The sequence below is a fragment of the Dyadobacter jiangsuensis genome, assembly GCF_003014695.1.
In the GTDB taxonomy this organism is placed as follows: Bacteria; Bacteroidota; Bacteroidia; order Cytophagales; family Spirosomataceae; genus Dyadobacter; species Dyadobacter jiangsuensis.
Map to the genome: position 1 here is coordinate 631,274 of NZ_PYAS01000001.1, position 24,678 is coordinate 655,951.

24 protein-coding genes are annotated in these 24,678 nt (G+C 51.2%); 14 read left to right on the top strand and 10 right to left on the bottom strand.

All coding sequences use genetic code 11. From position 1 onward, the window contains the following. Positions 1-308 precede the first annotated feature (308 nt). From CLV60_RS02360 to CLV60_RS02380, 5 genes are all read left to right on the top strand, one after another. The gene (locus tag CLV60_RS02360; protein ID WP_106593760.1) at positions 309-530 is read left to right on the top strand and encodes a tautomerase family protein; all 222 of its coding nucleotides are present in this window, start codon (positions 309-311) and stop codon (positions 528-530) included. 18 nt (positions 531-548) lie between these two features. Continuing rightward, positions 549-1,295, top strand: coding sequence for an SDR family NAD(P)-dependent oxidoreductase (locus tag CLV60_RS02365; protein WP_106593761.1), 747 nt, complete (start codon positions 549-551; stop codon positions 1,293-1,295). Between the two features lie 114 nt (positions 1,296-1,409). Further along, entirely contained in the window at positions 1,410-3,293 is a 1,884-nt protein-coding gene (locus CLV60_RS02370) for a PAS domain S-box protein (RefSeq protein WP_106593762.1), read from the top strand. Positions 3,294-3,302: 9 nt separating this feature from the next. Next, positions 3,303-3,704 carry a response regulator gene (locus CLV60_RS02375; protein ID WP_106593763.1) on the top strand — a complete coding sequence of 134 codons (402 nt, stop codon included), beginning with the start codon at positions 3,303-3,305 and terminating at the stop codon, positions 3,702-3,704. Positions 3,705-3,744: 40 nt separating this feature from the next. Beyond that, positions 3,745-4,017: a SemiSWEET transporter gene (locus CLV60_RS02380; protein ID WP_106593764.1), complete on the top strand. Its 273-nt coding sequence runs from the start codon at positions 3,745-3,747 to the stop codon at positions 4,015-4,017. 3 nt (positions 4,018-4,020) lie between these two features. Here CLV60_RS02380 and CLV60_RS02385 read toward each other — a convergent pair whose 3' ends face one another. From CLV60_RS02385 to CLV60_RS02405, 5 genes are all read right to left on the bottom strand, one after another. Continuing rightward, entirely contained in the window at positions 4,021-5,349 is a 1,329-nt protein-coding gene (locus CLV60_RS02385; RefSeq protein ID WP_106593765.1) for a rhamnogalacturonidase, read from the bottom strand. A 48-nt stretch (positions 5,350-5,397) separates the two neighbouring features. Continuing rightward, positions 5,398-5,634 (bottom strand): type II toxin-antitoxin system HicA family toxin, encoded by a 237-nt coding sequence (locus CLV60_RS02390; protein ID WP_106593766.1) that lies wholly within the window; start codon positions 5,632-5,634, stop codon positions 5,398-5,400. A 3-nt stretch (positions 5,635-5,637) separates the two neighbouring features. Further along, positions 5,638-6,033: a hypothetical protein gene (locus CLV60_RS02395; RefSeq protein ID WP_106593767.1), complete on the bottom strand. Its 396-nt coding sequence runs from the start codon at positions 6,031-6,033 to the stop codon at positions 5,638-5,640. A gap of 211 nt (positions 6,034-6,244) precedes the next feature. After that, the gene (locus CLV60_RS02400; protein WP_106593768.1) at positions 6,245-6,985 is read right to left on the bottom strand and encodes an SDR family oxidoreductase; all 741 of its coding nucleotides are present in this window, start codon (positions 6,983-6,985) and stop codon (positions 6,245-6,247) included. A gap of 191 nt (positions 6,986-7,176) precedes the next feature. Beyond that, positions 7,177-8,421 (bottom strand): hypothetical protein, encoded by a 1,245-nt coding sequence (locus CLV60_RS02405; protein ID WP_106593769.1) that lies wholly within the window; start codon positions 8,419-8,421, stop codon positions 7,177-7,179. A gap of 243 nt (positions 8,422-8,664) precedes the next feature. Between CLV60_RS02405 and CLV60_RS34840 the strand changes: the two genes are divergently transcribed. Then, positions 8,665-8,793, top strand: a complete 129-nt coding sequence (locus CLV60_RS34840) for a hypothetical protein (RefSeq protein WP_262510528.1) — start codon at positions 8,665-8,667, stop codon at positions 8,791-8,793. Between the two features lie 69 nt (positions 8,794-8,862). After that, positions 8,863-9,783 carry a sugar phosphate isomerase/epimerase family protein gene (locus tag CLV60_RS02410; RefSeq protein ID WP_106593948.1) on the top strand — a complete coding sequence of 307 codons (921 nt, stop codon included), beginning with the start codon at positions 8,863-8,865 and terminating at the stop codon, positions 9,781-9,783. Here CLV60_RS02410 and CLV60_RS02415 read toward each other — a convergent pair. After that, the gene (locus CLV60_RS02415) at positions 9,780-11,354 is read right to left on the bottom strand and encodes a glycoside hydrolase family 43 protein (RefSeq protein WP_106593770.1); all 1,575 of its coding nucleotides are present in this window, start codon (positions 11,352-11,354) and stop codon (positions 9,780-9,782) included. The genes CLV60_RS02410 and CLV60_RS02415 overlap by 4 nt on opposite strands. Positions 11,355-11,496: 142 nt before the next feature. On the opposite strand from CLV60_RS02415, the gene CLV60_RS34580 reads away from it, so the two are divergent. From CLV60_RS34580 to CLV60_RS02425, 3 genes are all read left to right on the top strand, one after another. Beyond that, the gene (locus CLV60_RS34580; RefSeq protein ID WP_229210777.1) at positions 11,497-11,982 is read left to right on the top strand and encodes a GDSL-type esterase/lipase family protein; all 486 of its coding nucleotides are present in this window, start codon (positions 11,497-11,499) and stop codon (positions 11,980-11,982) included. Between the two features lie 6 nt (positions 11,983-11,988). Continuing rightward, positions 11,989-12,324 (top strand): SGNH/GDSL hydrolase family protein, encoded by a 336-nt coding sequence (locus tag CLV60_RS34585; protein WP_229210778.1) that lies wholly within the window; start codon positions 11,989-11,991, stop codon positions 12,322-12,324. 447 nt (positions 12,325-12,771) lie between these two features. Next, positions 12,772-13,362: a hypothetical protein gene (locus CLV60_RS02425; protein WP_146151512.1), complete on the top strand. Its 591-nt coding sequence runs from the start codon at positions 12,772-12,774 to the stop codon at positions 13,360-13,362. 215 nt (positions 13,363-13,577) lie between these two features. On the opposite strand, the gene CLV60_RS02430 is transcribed toward CLV60_RS02425, so the two are convergent. After that, positions 13,578-16,883 (bottom strand): glycosyl hydrolase, encoded by a 3,306-nt coding sequence (locus CLV60_RS02430; RefSeq protein WP_106593772.1) that lies wholly within the window; start codon positions 16,881-16,883, stop codon positions 13,578-13,580. A gap of 175 nt (positions 16,884-17,058) precedes the next feature. Here CLV60_RS02430 and CLV60_RS02435 point away from each other — a divergent pair, with 175 nt between their 5' ends. Together CLV60_RS02435 and CLV60_RS02440 are read left to right on the top strand one after the other, a co-directional pair. After that, the gene (locus tag CLV60_RS02435) at positions 17,059-17,520 is read left to right on the top strand and encodes a hypothetical protein (RefSeq protein ID WP_106593773.1); all 462 of its coding nucleotides are present in this window, start codon (positions 17,059-17,061) and stop codon (positions 17,518-17,520) included. Positions 17,521-17,522: 2 nt separating this feature from the next. After that, a complete protein-coding gene (locus CLV60_RS02440; protein WP_106593774.1) occupies positions 17,523-17,828 on the top strand; it encodes a helix-turn-helix domain-containing protein in 306 nt (101 codons plus the stop codon). Positions 17,829-17,926: 98 nt separating this feature from the next. Here the strand turns inward: CLV60_RS02440 and CLV60_RS02445 are convergent, their stop codons facing one another. The 3 genes from CLV60_RS02445 to CLV60_RS02455 all read right to left on the bottom strand — a co-directional run bounded on the left by CLV60_RS02445 (position 17,927) and on the right by CLV60_RS02455 (position 21,523). Then, the gene (locus CLV60_RS02445) at positions 17,927-20,491 is read right to left on the bottom strand and encodes a TonB-dependent receptor (RefSeq protein WP_106593775.1); all 2,565 of its coding nucleotides are present in this window, start codon (positions 20,489-20,491) and stop codon (positions 17,927-17,929) included. Between the two features lie 262 nt (positions 20,492-20,753). Next, positions 20,754-20,984 (bottom strand): thioredoxin family protein, encoded by a 231-nt coding sequence (locus CLV60_RS02450; protein ID WP_106593949.1) that lies wholly within the window; start codon positions 20,982-20,984, stop codon positions 20,754-20,756. 128 nt (positions 20,985-21,112) lie between these two features. Further along, positions 21,113-21,523, bottom strand: a complete 411-nt coding sequence (locus CLV60_RS02455; protein WP_106593776.1) for a DoxX family protein — start codon at positions 21,521-21,523, stop codon at positions 21,113-21,115. A gap of 192 nt (positions 21,524-21,715) precedes the next feature. Between CLV60_RS02455 and CLV60_RS02460 the strand changes: the two genes are divergently transcribed. Further along, positions 21,716-22,597: a glycoside hydrolase family 43 protein gene (locus CLV60_RS02460; RefSeq protein WP_106593777.1), complete on the top strand. Its 882-nt coding sequence runs from the start codon at positions 21,716-21,718 to the stop codon at positions 22,595-22,597. A 353-nt stretch (positions 22,598-22,950) separates the two neighbouring features. Next, positions 22,951-24,606 carry an arylsulfatase gene (locus CLV60_RS02465; protein WP_106593778.1) on the top strand — a complete coding sequence of 552 codons (1,656 nt, stop codon included), beginning with the start codon at positions 22,951-22,953 and terminating at the stop codon, positions 24,604-24,606. Positions 24,607-24,678 lie beyond the last annotated feature (72 nt).

The following is a 24,678-nucleotide window of genomic DNA, read 5'->3' on the forward strand; positions in this document are numbered from 1 at the left end:
CGCGGCATTCGTGAGAAATCCTTTATTTAAATCCAGCTAAAATAAAGGTGATGGTTTTTCATGTATTATTTCAATATCCGCTTATCAGCTGCGCTAACACCGGAGACGTTCTTTTTTCCGGCCCGGCCGATGATGCCGACGATGAAGAAGACGATTGCGAAGGTGAGCATTAAGAACGTTTCAGGGGACGTGTACTTGTGATGTATGTCACGTAATGGTCTGCCGTAAGCCGGGTTACTTTGTATCGTCAAAACGCAGTAATGGATTGGCAAAGAATACATTGACAACCCTTTTTAAATGCAGTAATCATGCCATATGTAAAAATTGAGGTGACCCGCGAAGGCGTTACCCGCAAGCAAAAACAGGAGCTCATTGCCGGTGTCACACAGTTGATTACCGAAGTGCTCGACAAAGATCCTCATCTCACCCACGTCGTGATCCGGGAAGTGGAACTCGACGATTGGGGGTACGCCGGAGAACAGGTTTCCGTGCTCCGCGAAAAAGGGATCACCGCTCAAAGAAAACAGTAACAGATCTGACATAACATCATGAAAACACAAACCATCATCGTAACCGGTGCATCCACCGGCATCGGCAAAGCAGTAGCCAGCCTGTTTCTCGAACACGGGCATAACGTAGTCATCAATTCGGCCAACCGGGATAACCTGGCGGCAACGTATAACGAGCTTGGTAACCACGACCGCCTGGTTATGGTGGCCGGCGATATCAGCAAGCGGGCAACGGGTCAATTGCTGGTCGATACCGCCGTAAGCCGGTTCGGCAGCGTGGATGTGCTCGTTAATAATGCAGGGGTATTTGAACCGCGCAACTTCCTCGAAGTCGACGAAGCCCATCTCGACTATTTCCTGGGGATCAACCTGAAAGGTACCTATTTTACCAGCCAGGCAGCTATCCGGCAAATGCTGCAACAGGGTGAAGGTTCGATCATCAACATCGGCACCGTGCTGGTGGACCATGCGATCGGCGGCTTCCCCGCAACCGCACCTATTTCGAGCAAAGGGGGTATTCATGCGTTGACGCGGCAGCTCGCGGCCGAGTTTGGCAAAAACAATATCCGTGTCAACGCGATCGCGCCGGGCATTATCCGGAGCCCGCTTCAAGCGAAAACGGGCGTCAGCGATGCCGACAGCCTAGCCGGTCTGCACCTGGTAGATCGTATCGGCGAAACGGAGGACGTTGCACAGCTTGCATTGTACCTGGCAGGCAGCAACTTTATCACCGGCGAGGTGATCAACCTCGATGGCGGCCATGTAGCCGGTCACCATATTGGTTAAAAACCATGGATGTGAATGTATTTCAGGCGTGCTGGCTTAGCTCCGGTACGCCTGATTTTTTTGGCATGGAATTTGCTGCATTTTTTGCCGATTTGATTTATACCTTACCCACACATGCATTTGAACAGTAACCTGATTTTCCGGGACTTCGCAGAAGGCATTTTTCTGCTGGATGAAACAGGCAAAATAACGACTTGCAATGCGGCCGCGAGCGCTATTACAGGCTATCAGGACATTGATATAACCGGAAAGCCTTTATATGCAATCGGTGATGGGCACGACGATCCCATCAAGTATCGCTACGAGCTGGATCAGGCTTTGAAAAGGAGAAAGTTTGTAGCCGAGGGCTGGAAGTTGAGAAAAGATGGCACCAGGTATTGGGCAGAAACTTCCTATTCCCCGGTTTTCGATGAATCGGAAGGCCTTGCGGGATATTGCGTGCTGCTCCGCGACATTACAGAGCAAAAGAATAAGCAAATAGGTCTGCTCGAAAGTGAGGAACGCTACCGGCTCATGGTCGAGGCGATCCGCGATTATTCGATATTCATGCTGGACCCGGAGGGGAACGTAGTTACCTGGAATGAGGGTGGGACGTTTATCCACGGTTATGCGGAAAGCGAAATCCTGGGCAGACATTTTTCCGTGTTCTACACAGCCGCCGACCTGCTCGATGACAAGCCTCAAAAGAAGTTGCAAATGGCGCGTGACAATGGCTCCTACCGGGAGGAAGGTTGGCGGGTAAAGAAGGATGGCTCATTGTTTTGGGCCAATGTGGTGTTGACCGCACTTTTCAGTGACCGTAATGCACTGATTGGTTATTCAAAGGTGACACGCGATCTGACAGGGCGGTTGAAAGAAGAGGAAATATTGCGGCAGAGCGAGGCCAGGTACCGGTCGCTGGTGGAGCAGGTGGGCGATTACGGCATATTCATGCTCGATACGAAAGGCCGCATTATCAGCTGGAACGAGGGCGCGAGGCGCATCAAAGGTTATAGTGCGGAAGATGTGATCGGAAAGTATTTCTCCATTTTTTATCCCGAAGAGGACATTCTCAACGGGAAGCCGGGTTGGGAGCTGAAAGTGGCAAGGGCAACCGGTAAATATGAAGAGGAAGGATGGCGTTTACGGAAAGACGGGAGCCGTTTCTGGGCGAACGTGGTCATTACGGCAGTATATGACGCCGAAGGGCGGCTGAGCGGTTTTTCGAAAGTGACGCGTGACCTGACCGAGCGCAAAATGAGCGAGCAGGCATTGCAGGAGAGTTCCGACAAGTACAGGCAGCTGGCGCAGGAACTTTCGGTGGCCAACAACGAACTCTCGTCTGTGAACAGTGAGCTGGAACAGTTCACGGCCATTGTTTCACATGATTTGAAAGAGCCCGTGCGAACTGTGCGGAGCTTTTTGTATCTGATGGATCAGCACGTCGACCAGCAGAAATTCAACCTTTTGAAACCAAGCATTGGAAAGGGGATTCTGGCGGCGCAGCGCATGCACGAGCTCATCGATAATCTGCTGCATTATTCGCAGATAAGCAAGAGCGGATTGCAACGTCAGAAGCTGGACGTGGAAGAGGTGATCGGCGAAGCGATCCAGAACCTGAACGACGCCATCGAGCAGTCGGATGCCCAAATCCGTGTGGATAGCGGGGTGCCGTTCATCTACGGAGACCGCGTTCAACTCGTGCAGCTTTTTCAGAACCTGCTCGCCAACGCCCTCAAATTCACCAACGGCAGGAAGCCGGAGGTCGAGCTGAAATCCTGGATGGAAGATGGCCGCGTACGGTTCGTCGTCGAAGATAATGGTATCGGCATTTCTCCGGAAAACCTGGAAAAGATCTTCGAAATTTTCAGAAGGCTGCATTTTGCCAGTCAGTATCCCGGAAACGGGGTTGGGCTGGCGGTTTGTAAAAAGGTAGTAGAGCGGCACCGCGGTACCATCTGGGCCGAATCGGAACAGGGAAAAGGAGCCGCCTTCCATATTATGTTACCCAAGATCTAAGCCCTGCACATGAAAACATTCAGACTTGCCATTGTTGAAAATGATGAAGATGAGCGCTTTTTTATGTCGGAGGCGCTCAGGGCTTCCGGAGAATTTCAAATCCTCGGCGAGTTCGGCAATGGCGACCAGCTTACCGAATGGCTGTACGCTTCGCCGAAGGAGTTGCCGGAACTCATATTGTCGGACCTGAATATGCCGGGCAAAAACGGTTATGATGTTATAGATGAGCTCAAAACGACCCATCCGGATATTGCCGTATTCGCAACTTCGACGTCATCCGTCGTATCCACGCGCGAGAAGTGTATCCGTGCGGGAGCGCGGGATTTCATCGCCAAGCCCGACATTTTCATCGTCTATGACGCTTTCGTCGCCGAGCTTTACCGCCTCGCCTGCCGGTACCTGGGCACCTGAGGGCAGTAGCTCAATCACCAACCTTCGAAATCAATTGAATATGTCTCAAACCGTGATAGGGATCATCGCCGGCGTGCTTACTTCCGCATCCATGGTGCCGCAGTTTATCAAAGTGCTCCGGGAAAGGGATGCAGGCAACCTCTCGCCGCTGATGCTGCTCGTCCTGATTTGCGGCGTAGGATTGTGGACGTATTATGGTTTCCTGAAAGACGAGTTACCCATCATATTGTCGAACGGCTTTTCGGTCCTGCTCAATTCAGGGTTGCTGATCTGTTATTTTTTATTCCGCAAAAAGGGAAAGTCTCGAAAGTAACAGCTATTGGATCACCTTGTTGTTCACTTTGACATTCGTGAGCGAAAAGCCCTTGACCATAGATTTGTCGTAAGCGGCGTTTGAGGCCGTAATTTCTAGGTTTTCAAAACTGAATTCCGATAATTTATCATACTCCCCCGGGCTCACGTCGAAGAACACCTCGCATTTCAGTTTGATGTTTTTCAGGCTGATATGGTCTGAATAGGAGAGTGGGACGTCCTTTCTGCCTTTCAGGTCGAAGAACTGTTTCCAGGGCTTAACATAAATGAGGCTGTACGCATTACCATCCACGTTTTCGACGCTGATGAATTCGTATTTCTGGGGCGTGTCCGGTCGCATTTTCAACCAGAGCACCCGCATTGCATTCTCAATATGGCAGTTGCGCATCACTACATTCTTGTTGTGAATAGCCTCGCTCCCGCACGTGAGTGCCGCGTGGCAGAACCCGAAATGGGTGTCCTCGATGATGATATTCGTATTCGCGCCATTACCGGGGTCTTTGTCGGCATAAGGCCCTTTTCCGCCCTTCAACGCAATGGCGTCGTCGTTAACGGCGAGGTAACAGCCTTTAACCAGCACGTTATTACATACATCCAGGTCGATCGCGTCGGTACTCGGCGCTTTCACCGGCTCATGCGGCGCGGTTATCCTGACATTCAGGATTTTAATATTGTTGCATTGATAATAATGGCTCGTCCAGAAGCCGGAATTTCGCAGCGTCACGTCCTGGACTTGCACATCATTACTTTTCCAGATGAAAACCAGCCGCGGTCGCGATACTTCCAGGTTGGTACAGTTCGGGTTCTCCTTGCGCCGTTGCCAGAATGCCATCCAGTAGTTAAGCCCGTTGCCATCGATGATGCCTTTGCCCGAAATCGTGAAGCCGTTCACCCCATAGGCATTGACTAATGCAGGGAAATAATCCAGATTTTGTCCTTCCATGCGGGAGGGCATGATCGGGTAATCGGCGATCTTGTCCGAACCTTTCAGTACCGCACCCTGATCGATATACAAATGTGTTTTGGGCTTAAAAAACAGGGCCCCGCTCAAAAACGTACCCTTGGGGATCACAATTACGCCGCCGCCTTGTTCGTTCGCGCGGTCGATGACGCGCTGGATCGCCACGGTTTGCACTTTATTGCTATCCCGCGAAACGCCGTGTTCCGTAATGATAAATTGCTTGCCAAGGCTTTTTATGTCTATTTTGGAGGTGTCTGAAAACCAGGCAGGTATTTTCGTGCCGTCCGGGAAATCAGGCGACTTGCCCGATTGCGCCCATGCGGCTGTTACCAGGAGGAATAGCTGAGAGAAAAGAAAGCAGAACTTTTTCATACCCCCTTGAAGGCGTGTCCTGCTTTCTTTTACTCTACTTCGAATGCACTAGTTATTTTCGATCCACGCATACAGGTAGTTGAGCGTTTTGCCCATACTTGCCAGGTTCGTTTTGAGGTGCATGGGTGGAATCTCTTTCAAATGGCTGCGATGCGTGATGGTTCTCCAACAGCCGGGACATTTCCATTGTTCGTGTGATCCTCCGCTGTGTCTGGTCTGTGTGCATCCGTGGGCTTCGAGAAAGCGAATCCAGTCTTTTGTTTTAACTGGCCTGTTGTTTCCCAATGCTCATGCCGTTTGTAAAATTGATTTTTTGACTTGTTCAGGATGATCAAAGTTTTTGAGGACTTTTTGTTCATCCACATACGAGTTCGAAAATTTTTTAGGGAAAGTTTTCTCTGTTTTCCACCCGATATTCGCCATTGCAATACCACGTTCAGCTTCTGATAATTGGAACAGGTCTTCGAAAAACGTGTCGAGGTTTTCCTTCAATGCTTCAAATGCATCAACTTCATTTTCTCCATAACCGCTCACATTTAAGGAAGGGATAATGCCAACCCAATATTCGCCTTGCTGCCCGCTGAAAATCCGGAGGGTACCCACGACTTCATGAGGCAAAAGTTTTAGCCTGTCGAGAAGATCGTTCCCTGCTTCTCCCAGAATATTCATTTCGATGTGCGACATAGGATTCCGGCCGTAATTGTTTCTTCAAAATTGTGAAAAAAAGTTTGAAATACACTGAATTGAATTAGTTCATTCCAAACAAACACGGCGTTTTGTTAAGTCGTAAGGTTTTGTTTATCAGGATAGATTCGTGCGTTTCTAGCGATTAATGACCGAAATGATAATGATCAAGTGGCATGAACAAATGTACTAACTACTGCCCTCGTCCGCATCACGCCATCGCGCCATTCAAACCGATCGTTTGCCCGCTGATCCATTTGGCGTCGTCGCTGGCGAGGAATGCGACGGTTTTGGCGATGTCGTCCGGTTCGCCGAGGCGGTTGAAGGCATTCAGCGAGGCGAGGCGGTCGATGAGTTCCTGGGGTTTGCCTTTGGTGAAAAGTTCGGTGTTGGTGGGGCCGGGGAGCACGGCGTTGACATTGATACCGCGTGCCCCCACTTCCTTGGCAAAAACGCGTGTAAGCTGTTCGACGGCGCCTTTGGTTGCTACATAGGTCGCGTAAGTGGGCATCATGACGCGCGTCGTGGTGGACGAGAAGTTGATAATGCTGCCGCCTTCTGCGAGTCGTGTCGCGGCCTCGCGCAGCGTGTTGAACGTTCCGCGCACATTCACTTCGAACTGGCGGGTGAAATCTTCGTCGGTGGTATCTTTGAGCAGTTTGGTGATCATAATGCCGGCATTATTGACCAGTATGTCAATTTTCCCGAAATGCGCTATTGCGGCGTCGAACATCTCTTTCACTTGGCCGGGATTACTGACGTCGGCTTGCAATGCAATGGCTTCTCCGCCTGTCGATTCAATGGCTGCTACGGTTTGCAGGGCCGCTTCCAGTCCGCCGGTGTAGTTAACAATTACTTTGGCGCCTGATTTGGCCAGATGGAGGGCTACCGCTGCACCTATTCCTCGTGACGCGCCGGTGACGAGTGCTACTTTGTTTTCGAGTGAGTTCATGGTCGTTTTGTTTAGTGTTAAAGAACATTACAAAGGTGGCTGGTTGGCGGCGCCCCGGGCGTACAAGGATTACAGCGAGAGTTGCAAATTTCTCAGATACCCGATAAAGCAGGAAAAGCCATCGGTAATCCGACGGCTTTTCGATTGGTTTGAAGTTGAGAGTAATACTGCAAGGTGATTTCCGGAGCGGATTATTTAAACCCAAAAATGAATGGAAAAACAAAGATCACAACCGCGCTCCATATGCTGTACAGCGGAAGGAATATCGCCAGCGAGGCACCGACCGCGGAAAGTTCTGACTTTTTGCTGAGTACCGCGAAGAGTTTGAGACCTACATAAAACAGATGGGCGAGCATCAGCACGTTGGCACCGAGCACAGCAGCGCGGTTAGGCGTGAGCCCCCATTCCGAAATGCGGAACAAAACGGCCGACAATGCGATGCTGCTGACCAGCAAAGTCACGGCCGATAGCAGGAACAGCAACACGATTTGCCCGCGGTTGCCGCCGGAATGATCGGTTTCAGCCAGTGAAAAGAAGATCAGCGCCATTACCGCGACGAGCAATCCATTGAAAATCAGGAGGAACTCCCGGTCGTGGTAGGGGCTTTTGCCGGCAATGAGCGTGGCAACAAGGTAGACAATCAGCATCAGGAGCGCTACCGGACTGAACAGTTTCGCGATTACCGACGGAATTTTATTTACCAGCGTGGGCTGTACGCGGGTTATGAACGTCGCGACAATGGGCACGGCGGCCAGCCCGCATATGACAATGTATTTTGAGAAAATCGGTTGAACGTCCCAGCCGATCAGCCCGAAGAGGTTGATGGTAAGGGCGGTCGTAAGCCCGCCGGCAAGCACCAGGAGGCCCGACATCACAATCAGCTCACCGGTGTAGCGCAGAAATTCCAGCCAGCTGGCACCGTTTTTCCATTTTCCGCCACTATATGCAGCGCCCAGGAGCGACCACAGCCAGAGCGGCAGATGCATGCACGAGAGGATCAGCGTATCACTCTGCTCGTTTTGAGGCAGCCAGTTGATAAACACCACCGAGGCAGCCAGCAACAATATCGCCAGCCCCCTGGTTTTCCACGAAATAGCGTTTTTCCAGGCAAAATAGGCCATTAATGCGGGAGCGACGATAAATCCTACATTACGCGGGTAATAGAAGTCTTCGCTAATGGAAAGCAGCTCGGGCAGCTTGGCAAGCAGCGCTGCCAATAGGGAAGCTGTTACCACAAAGGCCCGTTCGGAAGGGGTGCCCCAAAAGCGCTCATCCGGACTGTAATTCAGTCGCTGGTACCAGCCCTCGGCCAGCGGATTACTCCGCAATTCGGGGTATAATGCATTGAAAGCAGCCTTAAAGTCCGGCTTGTTGCCCCGGTACAGCTTTTCCAGTTGCAGGGCGTTGGTTTGGTTCAACAGGATTTCTTCACGCATAAAACAAGGATTGAGAATGGTGATCAGCTTTTTCTGTGGTGAGCGGTTAAATTCTGGTACTTAAAAAGTACTTTGTAATTCAAAGTTAAATAGGAATTGAACTTTTGCAATAGGGGCTTGGCATTTTTTTTGTGATCGTTTCTGTTTTGCCGTTTACTAAATTTGATAACCGGTTAATTGATAACGCTTTAATACCATATTGGCTCGTTTTTATTTTGTATTGAAAATTAAATCGACACAAACATGGAATGGACAATTAGTATGTGGGCAGGACTGGCCCAGCTCGGGATTGCGGTAGTAATTGCTGCCATCGGCATCCGGATCGTAATGGAACTGCGCAAGAGCGAATTGACCGACGAAGCCGTGAAATAGGGAAGGAGTCGGCCGGATTTGCCAATCTACGCAATAGCCGATATATTTCAGGATATTTTCCTGAACCTTATGAACACATCATCTTTCCCGAGCCGCCGGGATTTCCTTATGGCGGCTTCCGCCAGCCTGGCATTGCCATTATTGCAACCTCTGAATGCGCTGGCGAGGGCCAAACCGCTTTTTTCGTTCTCTACACTCGCCTGCCCGAAATGGGACTGGGCCACGATCGTCAAATATGCTGCCGACAACGGCTACCACGGAATAGAGATCCGTGGCGTGCTGGATTGCATGGATTTGCCCAAATGCGGCGAATTCAGCAGCCCGGAAAGTATCGTCCGGTCGAAGAAGATAGCCGAGGATAAAGGTTTGCGAATCGTGGACCTGGGATCGTCGGCCGCATTACACATGGCCGATCCGACAATACGGGCGAAAAACCTGGATGAAGCAAAGCGGTTTATCGATCTCGCGCAGCAGCTGAATTGCCCGTATGTCCGGGTGTTTCCCAATGATTTACCCAAAGATCAGGAAGTGGCTCAAACGGTTGAGCTAATCAGCACCGGACTGCTCGAACTGGGTGATTATGCTAAAAACACTTCGGTAACGGTGCTGCTGGAATCCCATGGTGACGTGACCGGAAAAGACATTCTGGCAACGGTAATGGGTAAATCGGAACATAAACACGTGGGCCTGATCTGGGATATATTCAATATGTGGTCGGTCACGAAGGAGCCACCGAAGGAAGTTTACGCCAAACTGAAAAAATACATTCGCCACACTCACATCAAGGACGGCATTTTGAAAGACGGCAAGATCCAATACGTGCAGGTCGGCAAGGGCGAGGGGCCTTTGAAGGAGGCGATAAGTGTGCTGGTGAAAGACAATTACAAAGGCTATTACAGTTTCGAATGGGAAAAAAAATGGCACCCCGAGATCGAGGAGCCAGAGGTGGTGATACCCGCGTATCCGAAGCTGATGCAGCAGTACTTTTAATCGTACTTCATTTCAATTGCCTTAATCTCACTTTTCTGATCAACTGCCCCGGTTACGCTGACACCCACCCTTGGTGCCCTGTCCCAACGGGGCAACCAGGGTGCTTCTATTTGTACCGAACTGGTGAGCGAGTCGATTTTCTGGCCTTTTACGCCCCAGCTGAACGTGTAGTAGCGCCCGAAACGGCTTTGCAGTTCGAGTCTGATGTTCTTGTATTTATCGGGAATTTCTTGCTTTTGGAGTATTTCATATTGGCCGTCTTTCACCTGCCATAGTTCGACGCGGTTCTGACCTGCACCGTAGCCAATCGCGTTCTGAGCGTCGCCATAGAGGACAATGTTTTGGAAAAGGTTATCCTTGATCACGAACTCGGCGGCATAGGTGTAACTGCCTTTCTTAATGGTATGTCCCAGGAAATTACCTGTCGGGGCCGGGTTCTCGCATTCGATTTCCAGTGCAGCGGCCCTGATGCCGAATTTCGGCTTCGGCTGGCCGGCATCGAATACCCAGGGCAGTCTCAGCGTATCGCGTTCGTAGTTAACCGAAAAGTTGAGGCTATGCTGCGGAACAGGTCCAGCGCCGGCGGGCGACTCCGCTTGTGCAGGCGTGGTTTTGCCATATCGGAATGCAGGCCAGCGGGTCGTTTCGTCCCAAATCAGTTCACTTAGCACACCCTGGCGACCAGCAAATGTAAAGTCAATACCATTGTAGGCATGATGCAGGTAGAACCACCGGCGATCGGGAGTAGTTACGACCGTGCCATGTCCCGGGCATTTCCAGGTATCATCGCCGAAAAGGACTGGGTTACCCGCATATTTCTCCCATGGGCCCTGCAATGTTTCGGCCCTCGCCATCCCGACCTGATAGTCGCAGCGGTCGCCACAGCAGGCATTGCCTGAATAGAGCATATACCAATAGTTTCCTCTTTTAAATATCGCCTGGCCCTCTGCACCACCGGCTTCCCAGCCTGTCGGGTCGGCTTTAATGAGGCTGAATTCCTTGCCGGTTACTTTCAGTCCGTCGGGTGAGAGCTCCGCTCCGAGCAGCTCTATGCCGCGGTCCTTGTCGAGGCCATAGGCTTTCCAGGTGATAAACAGCTTTCCTTTATCATCCACGACATAGGCATCGATGGCTTCTTTGGTCCATTCGATGATAAGGCCGTGATCTTTGAATCCTTTTGTAATATCCTTCGTGGTCGCCACGCCGATTACCGACTGTTTATCGGATTTCCGCCGGGCAGTATAGTACACATAGAATGTCCCGTTCCGGAAAAATAGCTCCGGCGCCCAGTAGCTTCCCATCGTCCATTTGGGCAGTTCCGCGAAAACCGGTCCCACATATTCCCAGTTCACAAGGTCTTTGGAACTATAAATAGGGTAGGCCGGGCCCCATTCCGAAGAGGTTCCGACTGCGTAGTAGGTATCGCCCACACGTATTACTGACGGATCGGCAAAGTCGCCGGCAATCACCGGGTTGCGGTAGGTGATTACCCTCGCGGGTGCGGGTTTTTGAGCGGAAACTTCGACGGAGCAAAACAGGGTGAGCAGCAGTATGGCAGGCAGGAATTTCATGATGTGTCTCAAATGATGGCGTTACGAAGAAAGGCATTTATTTCGGGATAAGAAACCCGCCTGAATTACAGTAAACCCATAAAACGGCATTCTTTTGCGGTCGTTCTGTTTTTAGTCAACGACATTTTTTGTGATCAATACAATGAATAGACTGCGTTTCTTCCGACTGCTGGCGGCACCTTGCCTGCTGCTGATCATGAGCTTTTTCCCGGCAGCCCGCCCTGTAACTGTTTATCTGATCGGCGATTCCACCATGGCCAACAAGCAGGTAAGTGCCTACCCGGAAGCCGGCTGGGGCATGCCTTTCGCCTGGTTTTTTGACAAGACGGTAAAAGTGGACAACCGGGCGATGAATGGGCGAAGCACCAGGACCTTCATCGAGGAAGGCCGTTGGCAATCCGTGGCCGACAGCTTGCGGGAAGGCGATTACGTGCTGATCCAGTTCGGGCACAATGATGAGGTTAAAACCAAAAAGAGCTACATTGATGAAGCGGGTTTCCAAAAAAATCTGGTTCGCTTTATTGAAGAGACCCGCGCAAAAAGCGCTAACCCTGTACTGATCACACCTGTGGCCCGGCGGAACTTCGATGCGGGAGGCAAGATTCAGGAAACACACGCGGTGTATTAGCAACTGGTGAGGGATGTGGCTGCGGCGCAGAAGGTTCCTCTGATCGACCTCGATAAACGGAGCCAGGCATTACTCCAGAATATGGGTGTCGAAAATTCCAAACTGCTGTTTCTGCACCTTATGCCGGGTGAAAATCCAAACTATCCCGCCGGAAAAGAAGATAATACGCATTTCAATGAACTCGGCGCGCGGAAAATGGCGCAACTGGTGTTGGTCGATTTGAAGGCTTTGAAACTGGGCCTGGCCGAGCGGATCGTAGCCCCCTGCCCCCCCGGAAAACACCTGTTTTTACATTCACGTGTTTACACGCTTACAACCGGGCGCCGGTTTGTGCAATTTTGAATTGTCAATCAGGACGGGGTGCTGAAAAAAGAACCTGGTTGATGCTTGCGTCTGACTCATCAAACTAAAAACCAGGGCGAACGAAGGTTCGGGGAACTCAAAACGAGTTCTTCGGATCGCGGCCCGGGACGCGTAGTCCGGGACGCGTAGTTCGGGACGCGTAGTTCGGGATACGGAGCAACAACGAATCAGTCATCATTAACCTAACCGATAAATCGAATTAATTCTATTTTTTCAACGAATTAGTTACAATGCCTCCTTGCCCTTAGGTATATTGCTTTCCATTGTGCAGATGCGGGTTGCGCTGCACGATCGGGAAGCAAATATCCTTTTAAACCATTAAATCTCAGCGAGCATGCCGAAGTTTATCAGTGATGAAGTTTTTGCAAAATGGGCTGCCCAATGGCAGGCGCTGGAACACAGCCGCGAACCCTTTGGCTTTTTAATTTGGGGAGTAAACTCCTTTTGGGGGATTATTTGGATGGTGACGACTTCGAAACCCTCGTGTCCACACCAGGAGTAGCCGTTATCAAAGTTCGTTTTGGTTTTGAACCCGGTGAAAACCCATTCAAACTGGTGCTTTTTGGCGTCGATAGTGCCGGTCAGATTATCACGCCTTACTACGCGCACACGCCGGCCGATTTCCGTGAAGCAGGCGAAGGCCCGGGAGGAAATGTTCCCGATGTGCTGGCCAGGCAGTGGATCAAATATTGGGAACGGAAAGGCCACGAAGGTGAGATTACCAGCCCGTTGTTCCGCACACAGTACGGATTTTTAAATGGATATAACTATCCTGTGAAAGAGCTTTTGGCTGCGCTTTTCAGGTTTGAGAAAATGCCAAAGATCTACCTTCGCTTCGTGCTGCACCGCTATTTCCCGGCTGCCAATGAGGAAGTACAAAAGGAACTGACGGGTTCCTATGCATTTGGACTACTATTCCAGGCAATATCCAACAAAGAGGACGGCAGCGGTGCGCTGGGAATTGACCCCGACAGCGGTTACTACGACCTGAGTGCCCCTTGTCCGCGGACTTGCTAAACGGTATCGGGCGGGCGTGGTCAGGAATGGTCAAGTTTAGTCATGTGTGGTCATGTGTGGTCATGTGTAGTCATGTGTAGTCAGGAATGGTCATGTTTAGTCAGGAATGGTCATGTTTAGTCAGGTATGGAACGATCCATGACTAAACATGACCATCCATGACCATACATGACTACACATGACTACCCCTGACTAAACTTGACCACCCCTGACCATTATTTCGCCGGCGTGGCCGCGATGAGTTTCACCGGGCCGAGCAAGCCACTGGGCAGTAACGGAGAATCTGCCTTGTAAAATGGCATCGTGGTGTAGGTGATTTTGTTGGTTACGCCGGGCTGCGCGTCGCCGATCAGACGATTCACCCAGGTATTCGTGACCTTCACCTGAATGCTGTTGGAGCCTGGTTTCAATGCATTGGTCACTTCAATGCGGAATGGTTTTTTCCAGGTAATGCCTACGTTTTTGCCATTCACAATTACTTCCGCCAGGTTCTTGACATCCCCGAGATCGAGCCAGTATTGCGCATTTTTATTGATAGCAGGCGCATTGAGCGTGTTTTCATAGGTAGCCGTTCCGGAGAAATACCGGATGCCGGGGTCGGTATTGTCTGAAAGCGAAGTCAATGCGGTTAGCTGCGTTTGTGCGGGGGCGCCGAGGTCAGGCTGGAAGCGTGCCGTCCATGTACCCGTAATGCCAGTGATTTCCGATTCGGATAAGGTAGGGGTCGTGTAGGCGCTGGTGGTCGCTTTTCCGCTGAAAACGATGAAATATGCCTGCCAGGAATCGAATTTCAATGGGATCGTAGTGCGACCGTCGGCAATATGATACGAGACTTTACTGGTTTTGCCGGTTTCAGGGTTCCAGAGCATCGGGATTTTGCCGGTCACCCGGAAGCTGATCTGCGCTTCGTTGCTGTCGTTGCTGCGGTTGTCGAGCCAGTAAATGTCTGTATCGGCCGTTTGACGATGTACGTACAGAATTTTCGCTTTCTCACCGGTAATGGTCACATCTTTGGGAGCAATAGCACTTAATACCGTTTCCAGCGGTTGTGTTGAAACATTCGAATTACCCCAAATCTTATTCACGAGCAATGTAAAAGCGGCTGGATCGTCGGCCAGGCTCGGCGAACGTTCGGGTTTTACACCGGCCACTTTCATGCCCGCAGCCACCAGGTCGCCGATCTTTTGAAGTACTGGCAATGTCATATTCAGGGCAGTAGAATCGAGCACTAGCAGCCGATACTGCTGGCCCGAAGGCGTCACGATCATTCCTTTTTCCACTTTAAGTACATTCCTGATTACGCTCGAATTAGCAAAATCGAATGCGTAGCCTGTCGGGATCGAGGGCAGTTTTTGGGTCGATATCTGCGTAATATTGGAGTTTTCCCCATAATAATAAAGCATATCCACCACCGGCTTGCCTTGTTGCAGCATGAAGCAGCTCCTGCCCAGGTAGCCTGTCCAGGCCTTTGCCTGCTCGGCCCATGTTTCCTGACGCGTGAAATACTGTCCGAATGGCCCCAGCGAAAAGCCCGGCTTTTTATCGTCGAGCGGCTGGTGCACGGAGGTATGGACCACAAAACGGTTCAAGCCCGACGCCATTTCAAGGTCGGCGGTACGTTTCAGTTTTTCGGGGTACCAGGTAAATGCATTCCCGACGGATGTCATCGACTCCGCCGCAACGATGTTTTGTCCATAAATATGCGCTACCGACGCCGATTCGCGAATATCTGCCTCGCTGCGGACTTCTTCATCGGCACCGCCGGCCAGGCTGCCCGGCGTCCACATCGCAGCCATCGGGATATCCGCTTTTCGCTTCACGTCCATGCCATCGGCCAGGTAAATGCGCCCGCCCTCGTGCGACTCCGTATAACGTTTCATACCGCGGGCCTTCAATGCATCGCCGATTACCTCATAATGGTTTTCGACGATCAGCTCGCCGATGGTCTTGCGGAAATCCCACAGGAACCGGTCGCTTTCTGCCGCACTCTTTACGACTATGCCCGTCAGTACAGGGATCCATGGTGTGAGATCGTACCCTCGGCGCTTTTTGAATTCAGCAGGCATCGCCTTCGTCCACGTCATGTGCCCTGCTTCGTAGCTGTCCAGTACCATGTATTGCAGGCCTTTGGCGCCCATTTGCCCCCCGGTAGCGTCTTTGTACATGTCGAGGTAAGTATTAATGTATTTGGAAACCGCTTCCTTATCGAGCTTGTCGACTTCCAGGCCGGTGGCTTCCGGTGAAGCGGGGTGGTTTTTGCGGCCGGTAAGAGCGTAACCGAGTCGGACAATCATCCAGTTACCAGCCGGCGGCGTCCAGTTCAGGCTACCGTCGGCAGTCATTTTTGACGTCAGGTCGACGACATCGGTGAGCGGAATTGCATCCGCATTTGGTTGGATATAGGAACCGGTATTTTCACGCCATGGACTGAAACCCGCCTTTTCTTCAAACTGGTCCATCCGGTCGGTGTTATGGAACACGATTTCGGCTACCTGTACGCCCTCCGGCTTGGCGGGCTGTGCGCTACCACCTCCAAACATCGCTGCGAATGGACTGAACGGGGGCGGCAATGTCTTGAAAGCAATGCGGTAGTATTTGGCTGTTACCGGGGCAAAAGCCAGCGTGTTTTGGGGCACGGTGCTGCCTTTGATAGTTGCCACTTCCCGGAAATTCACGCCGTCATCGCTGACCTTCAATGTCCGGTTATTAGGCGCGCCGTTGAATTCCGCCAACGCCCCGCCCGAGCTCGCGCCCACGATGGTCAATGCCTTAAACGTCTGCGGGTTGTCGAATTCATATTGGATCCACATATCCTGGCCTACTTCCATGGGTGGTAGCAGGCTGGTTTTGCCCAGGTCGCCATCTGTCAGTTCCGTTACGGAGAAGGTACCTCCGCTGGACGTTACTTTGGGGTTCAATGCGGTCATGAGCTTGTCGGCTGTCGGCAAGCGGTAGGCGATCACCGCTGCATCGGCATAATAATCAGGCACTTCGCCCGTGGGGCCTGTAATACCGCCCTCGGCGGGGAGAGGCACATTCTTAAACTTGCCTGCTACGGGCCTGGGTTGGGGGAGTTGACCGGTGAATGTCTGACCGCCGGCAACGCGGGTTTCGGTCCACACGTATTTTTTCATCGCATCGGCTGCCGGTACCCAAGGGCCACCCGTTACGCTCCATCCGGGTGAACCCGCGATAGCCATCTCGAGGCCTAGTTTTTCGGCCAGATCGGTCGTGTGTTTAAATGCATCCTTCCATTCCGGCGTCATAAACACCAGCTTCTTCGGCGTTACGTTGGGTGTAAAAAGGCTCGCGTCGAAATTCTGGAAACCGCCTATGCCTACACGCTTCATCCATTCCAGGTCCTTGGTAATGCCTTCTTTGGTGATATTGCCGTTCATCCAATGCCACCATACCCGTGGTTTGGCGGCGTCGGGCGGGGTTTGAAAGCCTTGTTGGAGGGAGGGATTTTGTCCGAATGCGAGCGCAGGAAGCGCCCAGGCAAGTAGCGCGAGTTTTTTCATAGTAATATGCTGATTTACTGCCGGGAAACTGGGATATCCGGATGGTGAAGCGGCGCAGGCTTAATATCTACTCATTAGACAATAAGAGGAAATTTTAAGATATTGCCAACAAGATCGATCTCACTCAACATTCCTTTTTGTCAGGAAATGTTTTATCTTTGAACTTAACTTATAAGTGAATCGTATCTATTTTGAATTGTATTCCCGCTCGGAGAAGGTGACTATCTATTCGATCAGGTTTGAGGGTTGTCAAGTCACAGAGACCGACTATTTTCTAGACGAATATCTTGAAAATGGTTTTTTCGAAGATACTCGGTTAATTAAGCGCTGGCTGGAAAATATTAAAATCCGGGGAGCACAGCTTCGGTACTTCCGGTCCGAAAATAATGTCGGCGCAGGACCTGTAACGTGTTCCAGGCTGCGCATTTATTGCATAAGGTGTAGCGACAGCATCATCATTTTGGATGGTGGAGGAGAGAAGAAAGGCCAGAAAACGCAGGATGGTGCGGAAACCTGGAAAGCGATGAAGCTTATGATGGCGATCGACAAAAAACTCATTGAAAAGATTCGCGAAAAGACAATTCACTATTCCGACGACCTGATGACTTTGCAGGGAGAACTTTTTGTAGACTTATAATTATGAATGCATTAGACAAAATCGTTCCGGATCCGGCAATTGATAAATTCGTGGACACGAGCTTCGACCTATCCGACCGGATTCATGAAATACTCGAATCAAAAGGATTGACGCAGAAAGACCTCGCTGAAATGCTGGGTAAAAAGGAATCGCAGGTGAGCAAATGGATGACCGGTACACACAACTTCACGATCAAGACGTTGGCGTTGCTCGAAGTGAAATTAGGCGCTGCGATTTTTCAAATCACCAATGGCCCCATTGAGCCATTGAAAACGAAAAGAGCCGAGCCTGATGATGTAATGGCTTAGGAGCGGCGTGACTTTTGGGCTAAGACAAAAAAATCGGGACGTCCCAAGTGGAACGCCCCGATCGATAGTGTTATAATATTCGTATTTCGCTCGAAATCTTAGAACGAGTAGCGCAATGTCACGCCGTAGGTGCGCTGATCGCCTACTACACCCGCGTATTGGCCGTAGCTGCCCGGTGCCGCCAGAAGCAGCTCGTAATAGTCTTTGTTGAATATGTTTCTGGCCCAAACGAAGAACGAAATACCGTTCGAAGCGCGGAAGCCAAGACGGCTGTTGGTCAGCGAGTAACCTCCGATGTTCAGGTATTTGGATGGCGACGGGTTAGACGAGAATTCTGACCGCGCAAACACATCGATGCCGAGGAAGTAGTTACCTTTCAAGCCCAGGAATGTGCCTTTCACGGTTCCTTCACCGCCCACAGAACCCGACCATTTGGAGATACCCGGCAGTCGGCCGCCCGAAATATCTTTGAACGCCTGCTCACCGCCTACTTCTTCCAAAGGCACCGGTGCGTTTTTGAAAGTCACGTATTTACCGTCAGTATATGCTACCGCCGCGTTGAACGACAAGTTGCTGAAACGGATATTTCCATCCACTTCCACACCTTGTACACGTACTTTCTCCGCATTCGCAAGATAGCCGCGGTTCACGCCCGGCTCAGGCGTTTGAACCTGTGTTTGATAATCGTTGATGTCGGAACGGAAAAGTGTCAGGTTCAGCACCGAGTTAGCGGTCGGTTTGGTTTTGATACCCAATTCCTTGTGATCAACGTGCTCAGGTTTTACGTTAGCCAGGTCAAGGAGCACCGCGCCATTGGCCGTCGGCAGACCGCCCACGTTCACGCCGATAGGCTTGTAGCCGATCGAATAGGTAGCATAGGCATTGAATTTGCTGCTGGCTTTGTATTGGACCGACAACTGCCCTGAGAAATTACCCTGGTCGTAGTTGGTATTGAATGCCTGGTCGGTGTAAACGAGTCTTTTCAATGCAAGCAATGCAGGGTCGGTGGTTTGCAGGCCGCCGTAAGTCTCTCTTTTATAGTCTACCACCTTCTTGTCGTAGTTGTAGCGCACACCCGGCAATACGTGCAGCTTTTCGGTGATTGCCCAGTCGGCCTGTGCGAAAACGGCCAAGCTGGTACTTTTAATGCGGTTGGTAGTGCGGATACCGAAGTTATCGAACAAGCCCGGTGTTTTCCAAAGCTCGCTGGTGGTGCTTTGTGCGAAACGCCATTGTGCCGAACCTGCTTCTTCTGTTTGCACAGGATCTGATTTCAGGTCCTGCCAGAGGCCGAACAAGCCCACTACACCGCTGAGTTTCGGTGAAATCTTGCCGGAGTAGCGGATTTCCTGTGACCATTGGTCGTGCACCGAATTACCGGAAGAGATCGTAAATACAGGCAATCCAAGGTAATCGCGGTCGTTAAGCGGTACCCATTTCCAGAAGCGCCATGCCGAAGTAGCTGTAAGCGTTCCGTTGCCAATTTTGATATCTGCATTAGCCGACACGCCGCCCAGTCTGTTATCTGCTTTGGATGGCGTATCCAGGTCCACTTTGCGTTCGAATGCGCTCGAATAGGGGAGTTTGTACCCCAGATCGGCGATAATCGCGTCGAACTGGCGGTAAGCCGCGCGCTTGGTAGGCACTACACCCGCCACTGGCCAGCCGTATCCGTTGGGTTTCTGGTCAGAAACGTCACCGATCACGGTAATGTTAACCTTGCTGCTTGGTTGGTAGAGAATCTGACCACGTACACCGATGTTGTTGATGTCGTTGATCCGTTGTTGGGTATGCTCGTTGTAAAACAGGCCGTTACGCTGTGTCCCTGTGAACGAAACGCGGGCTGCCAGTTTCTTGTTGATCGGGCCGGTGAATGAGCCCTTGGCCTGAATGTAGCCGAAGTTACCGTAGCTCAGCTCGAAGCTGCCGCCCGGATCGAAGCTGGCGCCGCGGGTAGTAATGTTGAATGCACCGGCAGTGGTATTCTTTCCGAAAAGCGTTCCCTGTGGTCCGCGGAGTACTTCAATACGCTCAATGTCGATGAAATCCAGTGCAGTGGCAGCCGGACGAGCGTAGTAAACGCCGTCAACATAAAAACCTACACCCGGGTCGATACCGTCGTTGGTTAGACCGTACGTCGAGCCGAGGCCGCGGATGTTCAGGGTCGTGTTACGCGCATTGGACACATAAAGCTGAACGGTCGGAACGAGTTCCTTCAAACGGTTCACATTGAACGCACCTGCATCTTCCGCAGCCGAACCCCGGATTACCGAGATCGGGATCGGTACTTCCTGCGCTGATTCCTGACGGCGACGTGAAGAAATGATCACGTCTTCGAGGTTACCGGCCGAAGGGTCGAGTTTGATCGTTACCCCGCTGCCTTCAATCACGGTTTCTTTTTTGATATATCCTAAAAATGAAACCACCAGTGTGAATGGAAGTTTTTGACCCGTTACCAGCTGAAATTCACCATTGGCATCTGTGGCCGCTCCGTTGGTCGTTCCTTTGATGGTGACGGTCGCTCCGATGAGTGGGGAGTCGTTGGAAGCATCCAGAATCTTTCCTGAAACCGTGGCATTCACGATCGGGGCATTCTGGGCTTGTGCAACAAATGAGATGAGTAGAATTGCTGAACTGAATAGGGTCGTTAAAAATGTCTTCATAAATGAGGAATTGCTTTACTGTTTTCGATGGTGTTATGCGTGGTGGTTACTGCTCAACAGCCTTTCCTAGTGCTGCTTACGGAGCTTCGGTCGACAACAGTAAGGTATAATCGGTGGTTTCATATGTAGGGATTGTAAGTTTCTCCGGCAAAGCTATGGATATTATTTAGTATATAGAAATAGTAGAGTAATATTTTTTTAAATAAAAAGCAAAACAGCCCGGGAGGAATATCCCGGGCTGTTCGCAATGCATTGTAAATCACTATTTAAGATCGCCGATGGCCGCGCCGAAATTAATGTGCAGCACGTTGCCGTTTGGCGTAAGTAACGCCGGTACCGACTGTACACCAGCCTGCTCGGCGTCGGCAATTTTGCCTTTGTCCTCACCGAGATGCACTACTTCTATCTGGTCGGCCGGGATGAGGTTCAATATGTCCTGCTCTGCGCTGAGGCAAACCGGGCAGCCGGCGTGAAAGAAAATGGCCTTTTTCATTGTTTTCGATTTAAAATGGTTCAGTGCGAAATCGCAATACGAAGGTAGGTCGTTGGTGGACTGTTGCTCTGGTGCAGTTTTTACAAAAACAGCTGGGCCAGATATGTTCGGTATGAAATCCATTTTGCTTAATGTGCTAAGACCTGACCTTGGCCGAACGCGTTGCCGGAGTACTTTTCAAGCCTGCGGAACATGGTGTAAGTGACCGATACCATGACAAATGCTACGATCGCGTCGACGGTTGCCGGAAAGCCGATCACCGCCAGTTTGGACACGAATGCGAAAATGATATCGAAGAATATCCCGGCAAATACCCATTCTTTCAACCGGTGCAGTTTGTTGGGGGTAAGGAGCACCGCCACGCCTGAAAGTTTGAAAACGCCGAGCAGGTAAATGAAATGGGCCGGATAACCGAGTTGTACCGTAATGTCCCACACCACAGGATTTTTAGTTAGTTCAAAAAAGCCGCTTGCGCCGAACCAGAGTGATGTTAATGCAGTGCCTATCCAGTAGATCGTCGTTGTTGTTTTCTGTGTCATGATCTTGATTGTTTTTGAGTGATTGATGACACAAAACTGGCCTGAAACGAGTTGCTGCGCATGGGCTATCATGCCCAAATGGACACATCGGCAGCCAGAATGGGCGTAGCGGGTGGTGACATCGGTTGAGCGGCATCCGCTCTTGGAACAGTTTTTGACGGGTAATGCTCCTCTCAACCGCATTCAGAAGATATGATTAAGGAAGGTAACCCCATTATCCGAAACCCCTACACCGCCGACCCGACGGTACTTGTGCATGAGGGAGCGGTCTTTTTGTACACGGGCCACGACGATCCGCCTCCCGGTGTAGACGACTACCGAATGCACGACTGGCTTTGCTTTTCTTCCACAGATCTCCTGCATTGGGCAGAGCATTCCTCGCCTTTGAAAGCTACTGATTTTCAATGGGCGAGTGGCGACGCCTATGCGTCGAAGGTGGTTGAATACGGGGGTAAGTTCTACTGGTTCGTGTCCGTGACGCATGCGGGCGGGCCTTATAAGGCAATCGGTGTGGCCGTTTCGGACAATCCGACCGGGCCATTTGCCGATGCGAAAGGCTCGGCACTGGTTACCCACGATATGCTGCCCGCTGCGGAAAGCAACAAAGCCAACCTCGATCCGACCGTCCTGATCGATGAAGATGGCAAAGCGTATCTGTTCTGGGGCAACGGCCGATGTTACTTTGCTGAATTGGAAAGCAACCTCACCCAACTTGCCAGCCCGATCTCCGTAATAGATCTCCCGGAATTTTCAGAAGGCGCGCATATTCACAAAAAGAACGGCACTTATTACCTGGCATACGGCTATGGTTACCCCGAAAGAGTAGCCTATGCCACAAGCCGGCAAATCGGAGGTCCGTGGGAGTTCAAAGGCATATTGAACGAAATAGCGGGTAACTGCGCGACCAACCGTCCTGCCATTATCGAATTCGGAGGTTCCGATTACTTTTTCTATCATAATGGCGCATTACCGGAGGGCGGTAGCCACCGGCGGTCGGTGTGTATTGACCGTTTGTATTATGAGGAAGATGGTTCAATGCGAAGGGTGGTGATGACAACCGAAGGTGTTCGATAATACACTGCTCATTCATTGTTGTTGCATGCCTGACGGCATTCAGCGGGGGCGATTGACCGCAGTTGCTACCAATATTACATCGCTAACGCGATTTTTGCATTTACTGACCTTAATGCTTTCATCTCGCCCACGCTATTTATTTACCGCATGAATTGCCGTCAACCGCGCAGACCAGTGCCGTCAGGCACATAACATCGGTAGTAAGAAAATCGACAAGCCAATTAAAATGCCCTAGGCATGTAACAACAAAACCTCAGATGATAATAATTTTATTTTCAATATAGTATATAGGATATATAGAATAAATATATTTTTGCGGCTATGCATCTCTTGTTACACCATTTTCCAAAATCATGAAGACCTCTGCATTTTTCGCCCTGGCACTGATGACCTTCTCCGGTGTTGTGGCGCAAAAGAAACCTGCGCCCAAAGGCCCGGACGCTCGCCCTAATATCATTCTGGTCATGGTCGACGACCTGGGCTATTCCGATATCGGCGCGTACGGTTCCGAAATCAAGACTCCGAATATCGACCAGCTCGCCGGCGAGGGTATCCGCTTTCGCGAGTTTTATAACAATTCCATTTGTGCACCTACGCGGGCGTCGCTCATTACGGGCCAGTACCCGCACAAGGCAGGAGTGGGGTATTTCAATGTAAACCTGGGTTTGCCTGCTTACCAGGGTTACCTTAATAAGGAATCACTCACATTCGGAGAGGTGCTGCGCAATGCAGGGTACAGTACATTGCTGAGTGGCAAATGGCACGTTGGTAACGACAGTATCGCGTGGCCTAACCAACGCGGTTTCGACCGTTTCTACGGGTTCATCAATGGTGCGAGCAACTATTATGATCTTGGTAAATACGGCAAAGGCCCGGCGGTGGAGCTGGTGGAGAACAACAAGCGTATCAATCTTCCGCCCGATAAATACCTCACCGACGAGATCACCGACCACGCGCTCGGTTTCCTGGATGAACAAAGCAAAACGGCCAAACCATTCTTCCTGTACCTGGCTTACAACGCCCCGCACTGGCCGCTGCAAGCGCCCGAATCGGATATTGCCAAATACAAAGGCCGGTATAGCATCGGCTGGGATTCACTGCGTAGCGAACGCATTCAACGCCAGAAAGCGCTGGGTATCGCCGATCCGAAGCAGGCCATTGCCGTCCGCGACAAGGATGTGACGCCCTGGGATAATGTGCCTTATGATGAAAAACAGCTATGGGAAAGGAAAATGGAGATTTACGCAGCGATGGTCGACCGGGTGGACCAGAATATCGGAAAGCTTCGCGAAAAGCTGAAAGCATTGAAAAAGGACGATAACACCCTGATTATCTTTATTTCCGATAACGGTGCTCAGGGTGGCTACGCAGGCGCATCGCCGCGCAGACCGCAGCGCAACACCGGCCCCGCAGGTACGGCAGGGTCTTATGTGTATCAGGATCAGCCCTGGGCGTATGTTTCCAACACGCCGCATTCGGCTTACAAAAACAATATGCATGAGGGAGGTATCAGCGCACCCTTCATTGCCTGGTTCCCGAAACAGATCAAAGGCGGGCAGATCGTAAAAGGTACCGGTCACCTGATCGACCTTGCCCCGACTTTCTATGACCTGGCCAAAGCGGCCTATCCGGCCACTGAAAAGGGCATTAATATCAACCCGCTTCCGGGAAAGAGCCTCGTGCCTGTGCTCACGGGCAAGGCTGGCGAGGTGGACCGTGGCGGCGAGCCGATTTTCTGGGAACGCGCCGGTAACCGGGCCGTAAGGAAAGGGAAATGGAAAATCGTGTCCACTTACCCGGCTTACAAATGGGAGCTGTATGACCTGGAAAGCGATCGCGGCGAAACCACCGACGTAGCCTCGGCGAACCCTAACGTGGTGGATCAGCTCTCGGCCGACTATTTCCGGTGGGCCGAGAAAACCGGGGTCGTGGATTATGAGAAGATCAAACCCGCAAATCCGATAGGTGCACCGGCTGAGCGGCCTAACCGGAGACCGCCTACTTTTTGAGATAGGTGCCTGCGAATAGCTTGCTTCGACTTCGCTCAGGATGACAGCCGAAATGTCACCCTGAGCGAAGTC

Coding starts and splice junctions, on each gene's coding strand:
- CLV60_RS02395 (WP_106593767.1), bottom strand. CDS start 6,033: ATGTCGCACATCGAAATGAATATTCTGGGAGAAGCAGGGAACGATCTT.
- CLV60_RS02375 (WP_106593763.1), top strand. CDS start 3,303: ATGAAAACATTCAGACTTGCCATTGTTGAAAATGATGAAGATGAGCGC.
- CLV60_RS02365 (WP_106593761.1), top strand. CDS start 549: ATGAAAACACAAACCATCATCGTAACCGGTGCATCCACCGGCATCGGC.
- CLV60_RS02445 (WP_106593775.1), bottom strand. CDS start 20,491: ATGAAGACATTTTTAACGACCCTATTCAGTTCAGCAATTCTACTCATC.
- CLV60_RS02360 (WP_106593760.1), top strand. CDS start 309: ATGCCATATGTAAAAATTGAGGTGACCCGCGAAGGCGTTACCCGCAAG.
- CLV60_RS02400 (WP_106593768.1), bottom strand. CDS start 6,985: ATGAACTCACTCGAAAACAAAGTAGCACTCGTCACCGGCGCGTCACGA.
- CLV60_RS02405 (WP_106593769.1), bottom strand. CDS start 8,421: ATGCGTGAAGAAATCCTGTTGAACCAAACCAACGCCCTGCAACTGGAA.
- CLV60_RS02455 (WP_106593776.1), bottom strand. CDS start 21,523: ATGACACAGAAAACAACAACGACGATCTACTGGATAGGCACTGCATTA.
- CLV60_RS34840 (WP_262510528.1), top strand. CDS start 8,665: ATGGAATGGACAATTAGTATGTGGGCAGGACTGGCCCAGCTCGGGATT.
- CLV60_RS02410 (WP_106593948.1), top strand. CDS start 8,863: ATGAACACATCATCTTTCCCGAGCCGCCGGGATTTCCTTATGGCGGCT.
- CLV60_RS02460 (WP_106593777.1), top strand. CDS start 21,716: ATGATTAAGGAAGGTAACCCCATTATCCGAAACCCCTACACCGCCGAC.
- CLV60_RS02380 (WP_106593764.1), top strand. CDS start 3,745: ATGTCTCAAACCGTGATAGGGATCATCGCCGGCGTGCTTACTTCCGCA.
- CLV60_RS02415 (WP_106593770.1), bottom strand. CDS start 11,354: ATGAAATTCCTGCCTGCCATACTGCTGCTCACCCTGTTTTGCTCCGTC.
- CLV60_RS34580 (WP_229210777.1), top strand. CDS start 11,497: ATGAATAGACTGCGTTTCTTCCGACTGCTGGCGGCACCTTGCCTGCTG.
- CLV60_RS02450 (WP_106593949.1), bottom strand. CDS start 20,984: ATGAAAAAGGCCATTTTCTTTCACGCCGGCTGCCCGGTTTGCCTCAGC.
- CLV60_RS02385 (WP_106593765.1), bottom strand. CDS start 5,349: ATGAAAAAGTTCTGCTTTCTTTTCTCTCAGCTATTCCTCCTGGTAACA.
- CLV60_RS02430 (WP_106593772.1), bottom strand. CDS start 16,883: ATGAAAAAACTCGCGCTACTTGCCTGGGCGCTTCCTGCGCTCGCATTC.
- CLV60_RS02465 (WP_106593778.1), top strand. CDS start 22,951: ATGAAGACCTCTGCATTTTTCGCCCTGGCACTGATGACCTTCTCCGGT.
- CLV60_RS02440 (WP_106593774.1), top strand. CDS start 17,523: ATGAATGCATTAGACAAAATCGTTCCGGATCCGGCAATTGATAAATTC.
- CLV60_RS02370 (WP_106593762.1), top strand. CDS start 1,410: ATGCATTTGAACAGTAACCTGATTTTCCGGGACTTCGCAGAAGGCATT.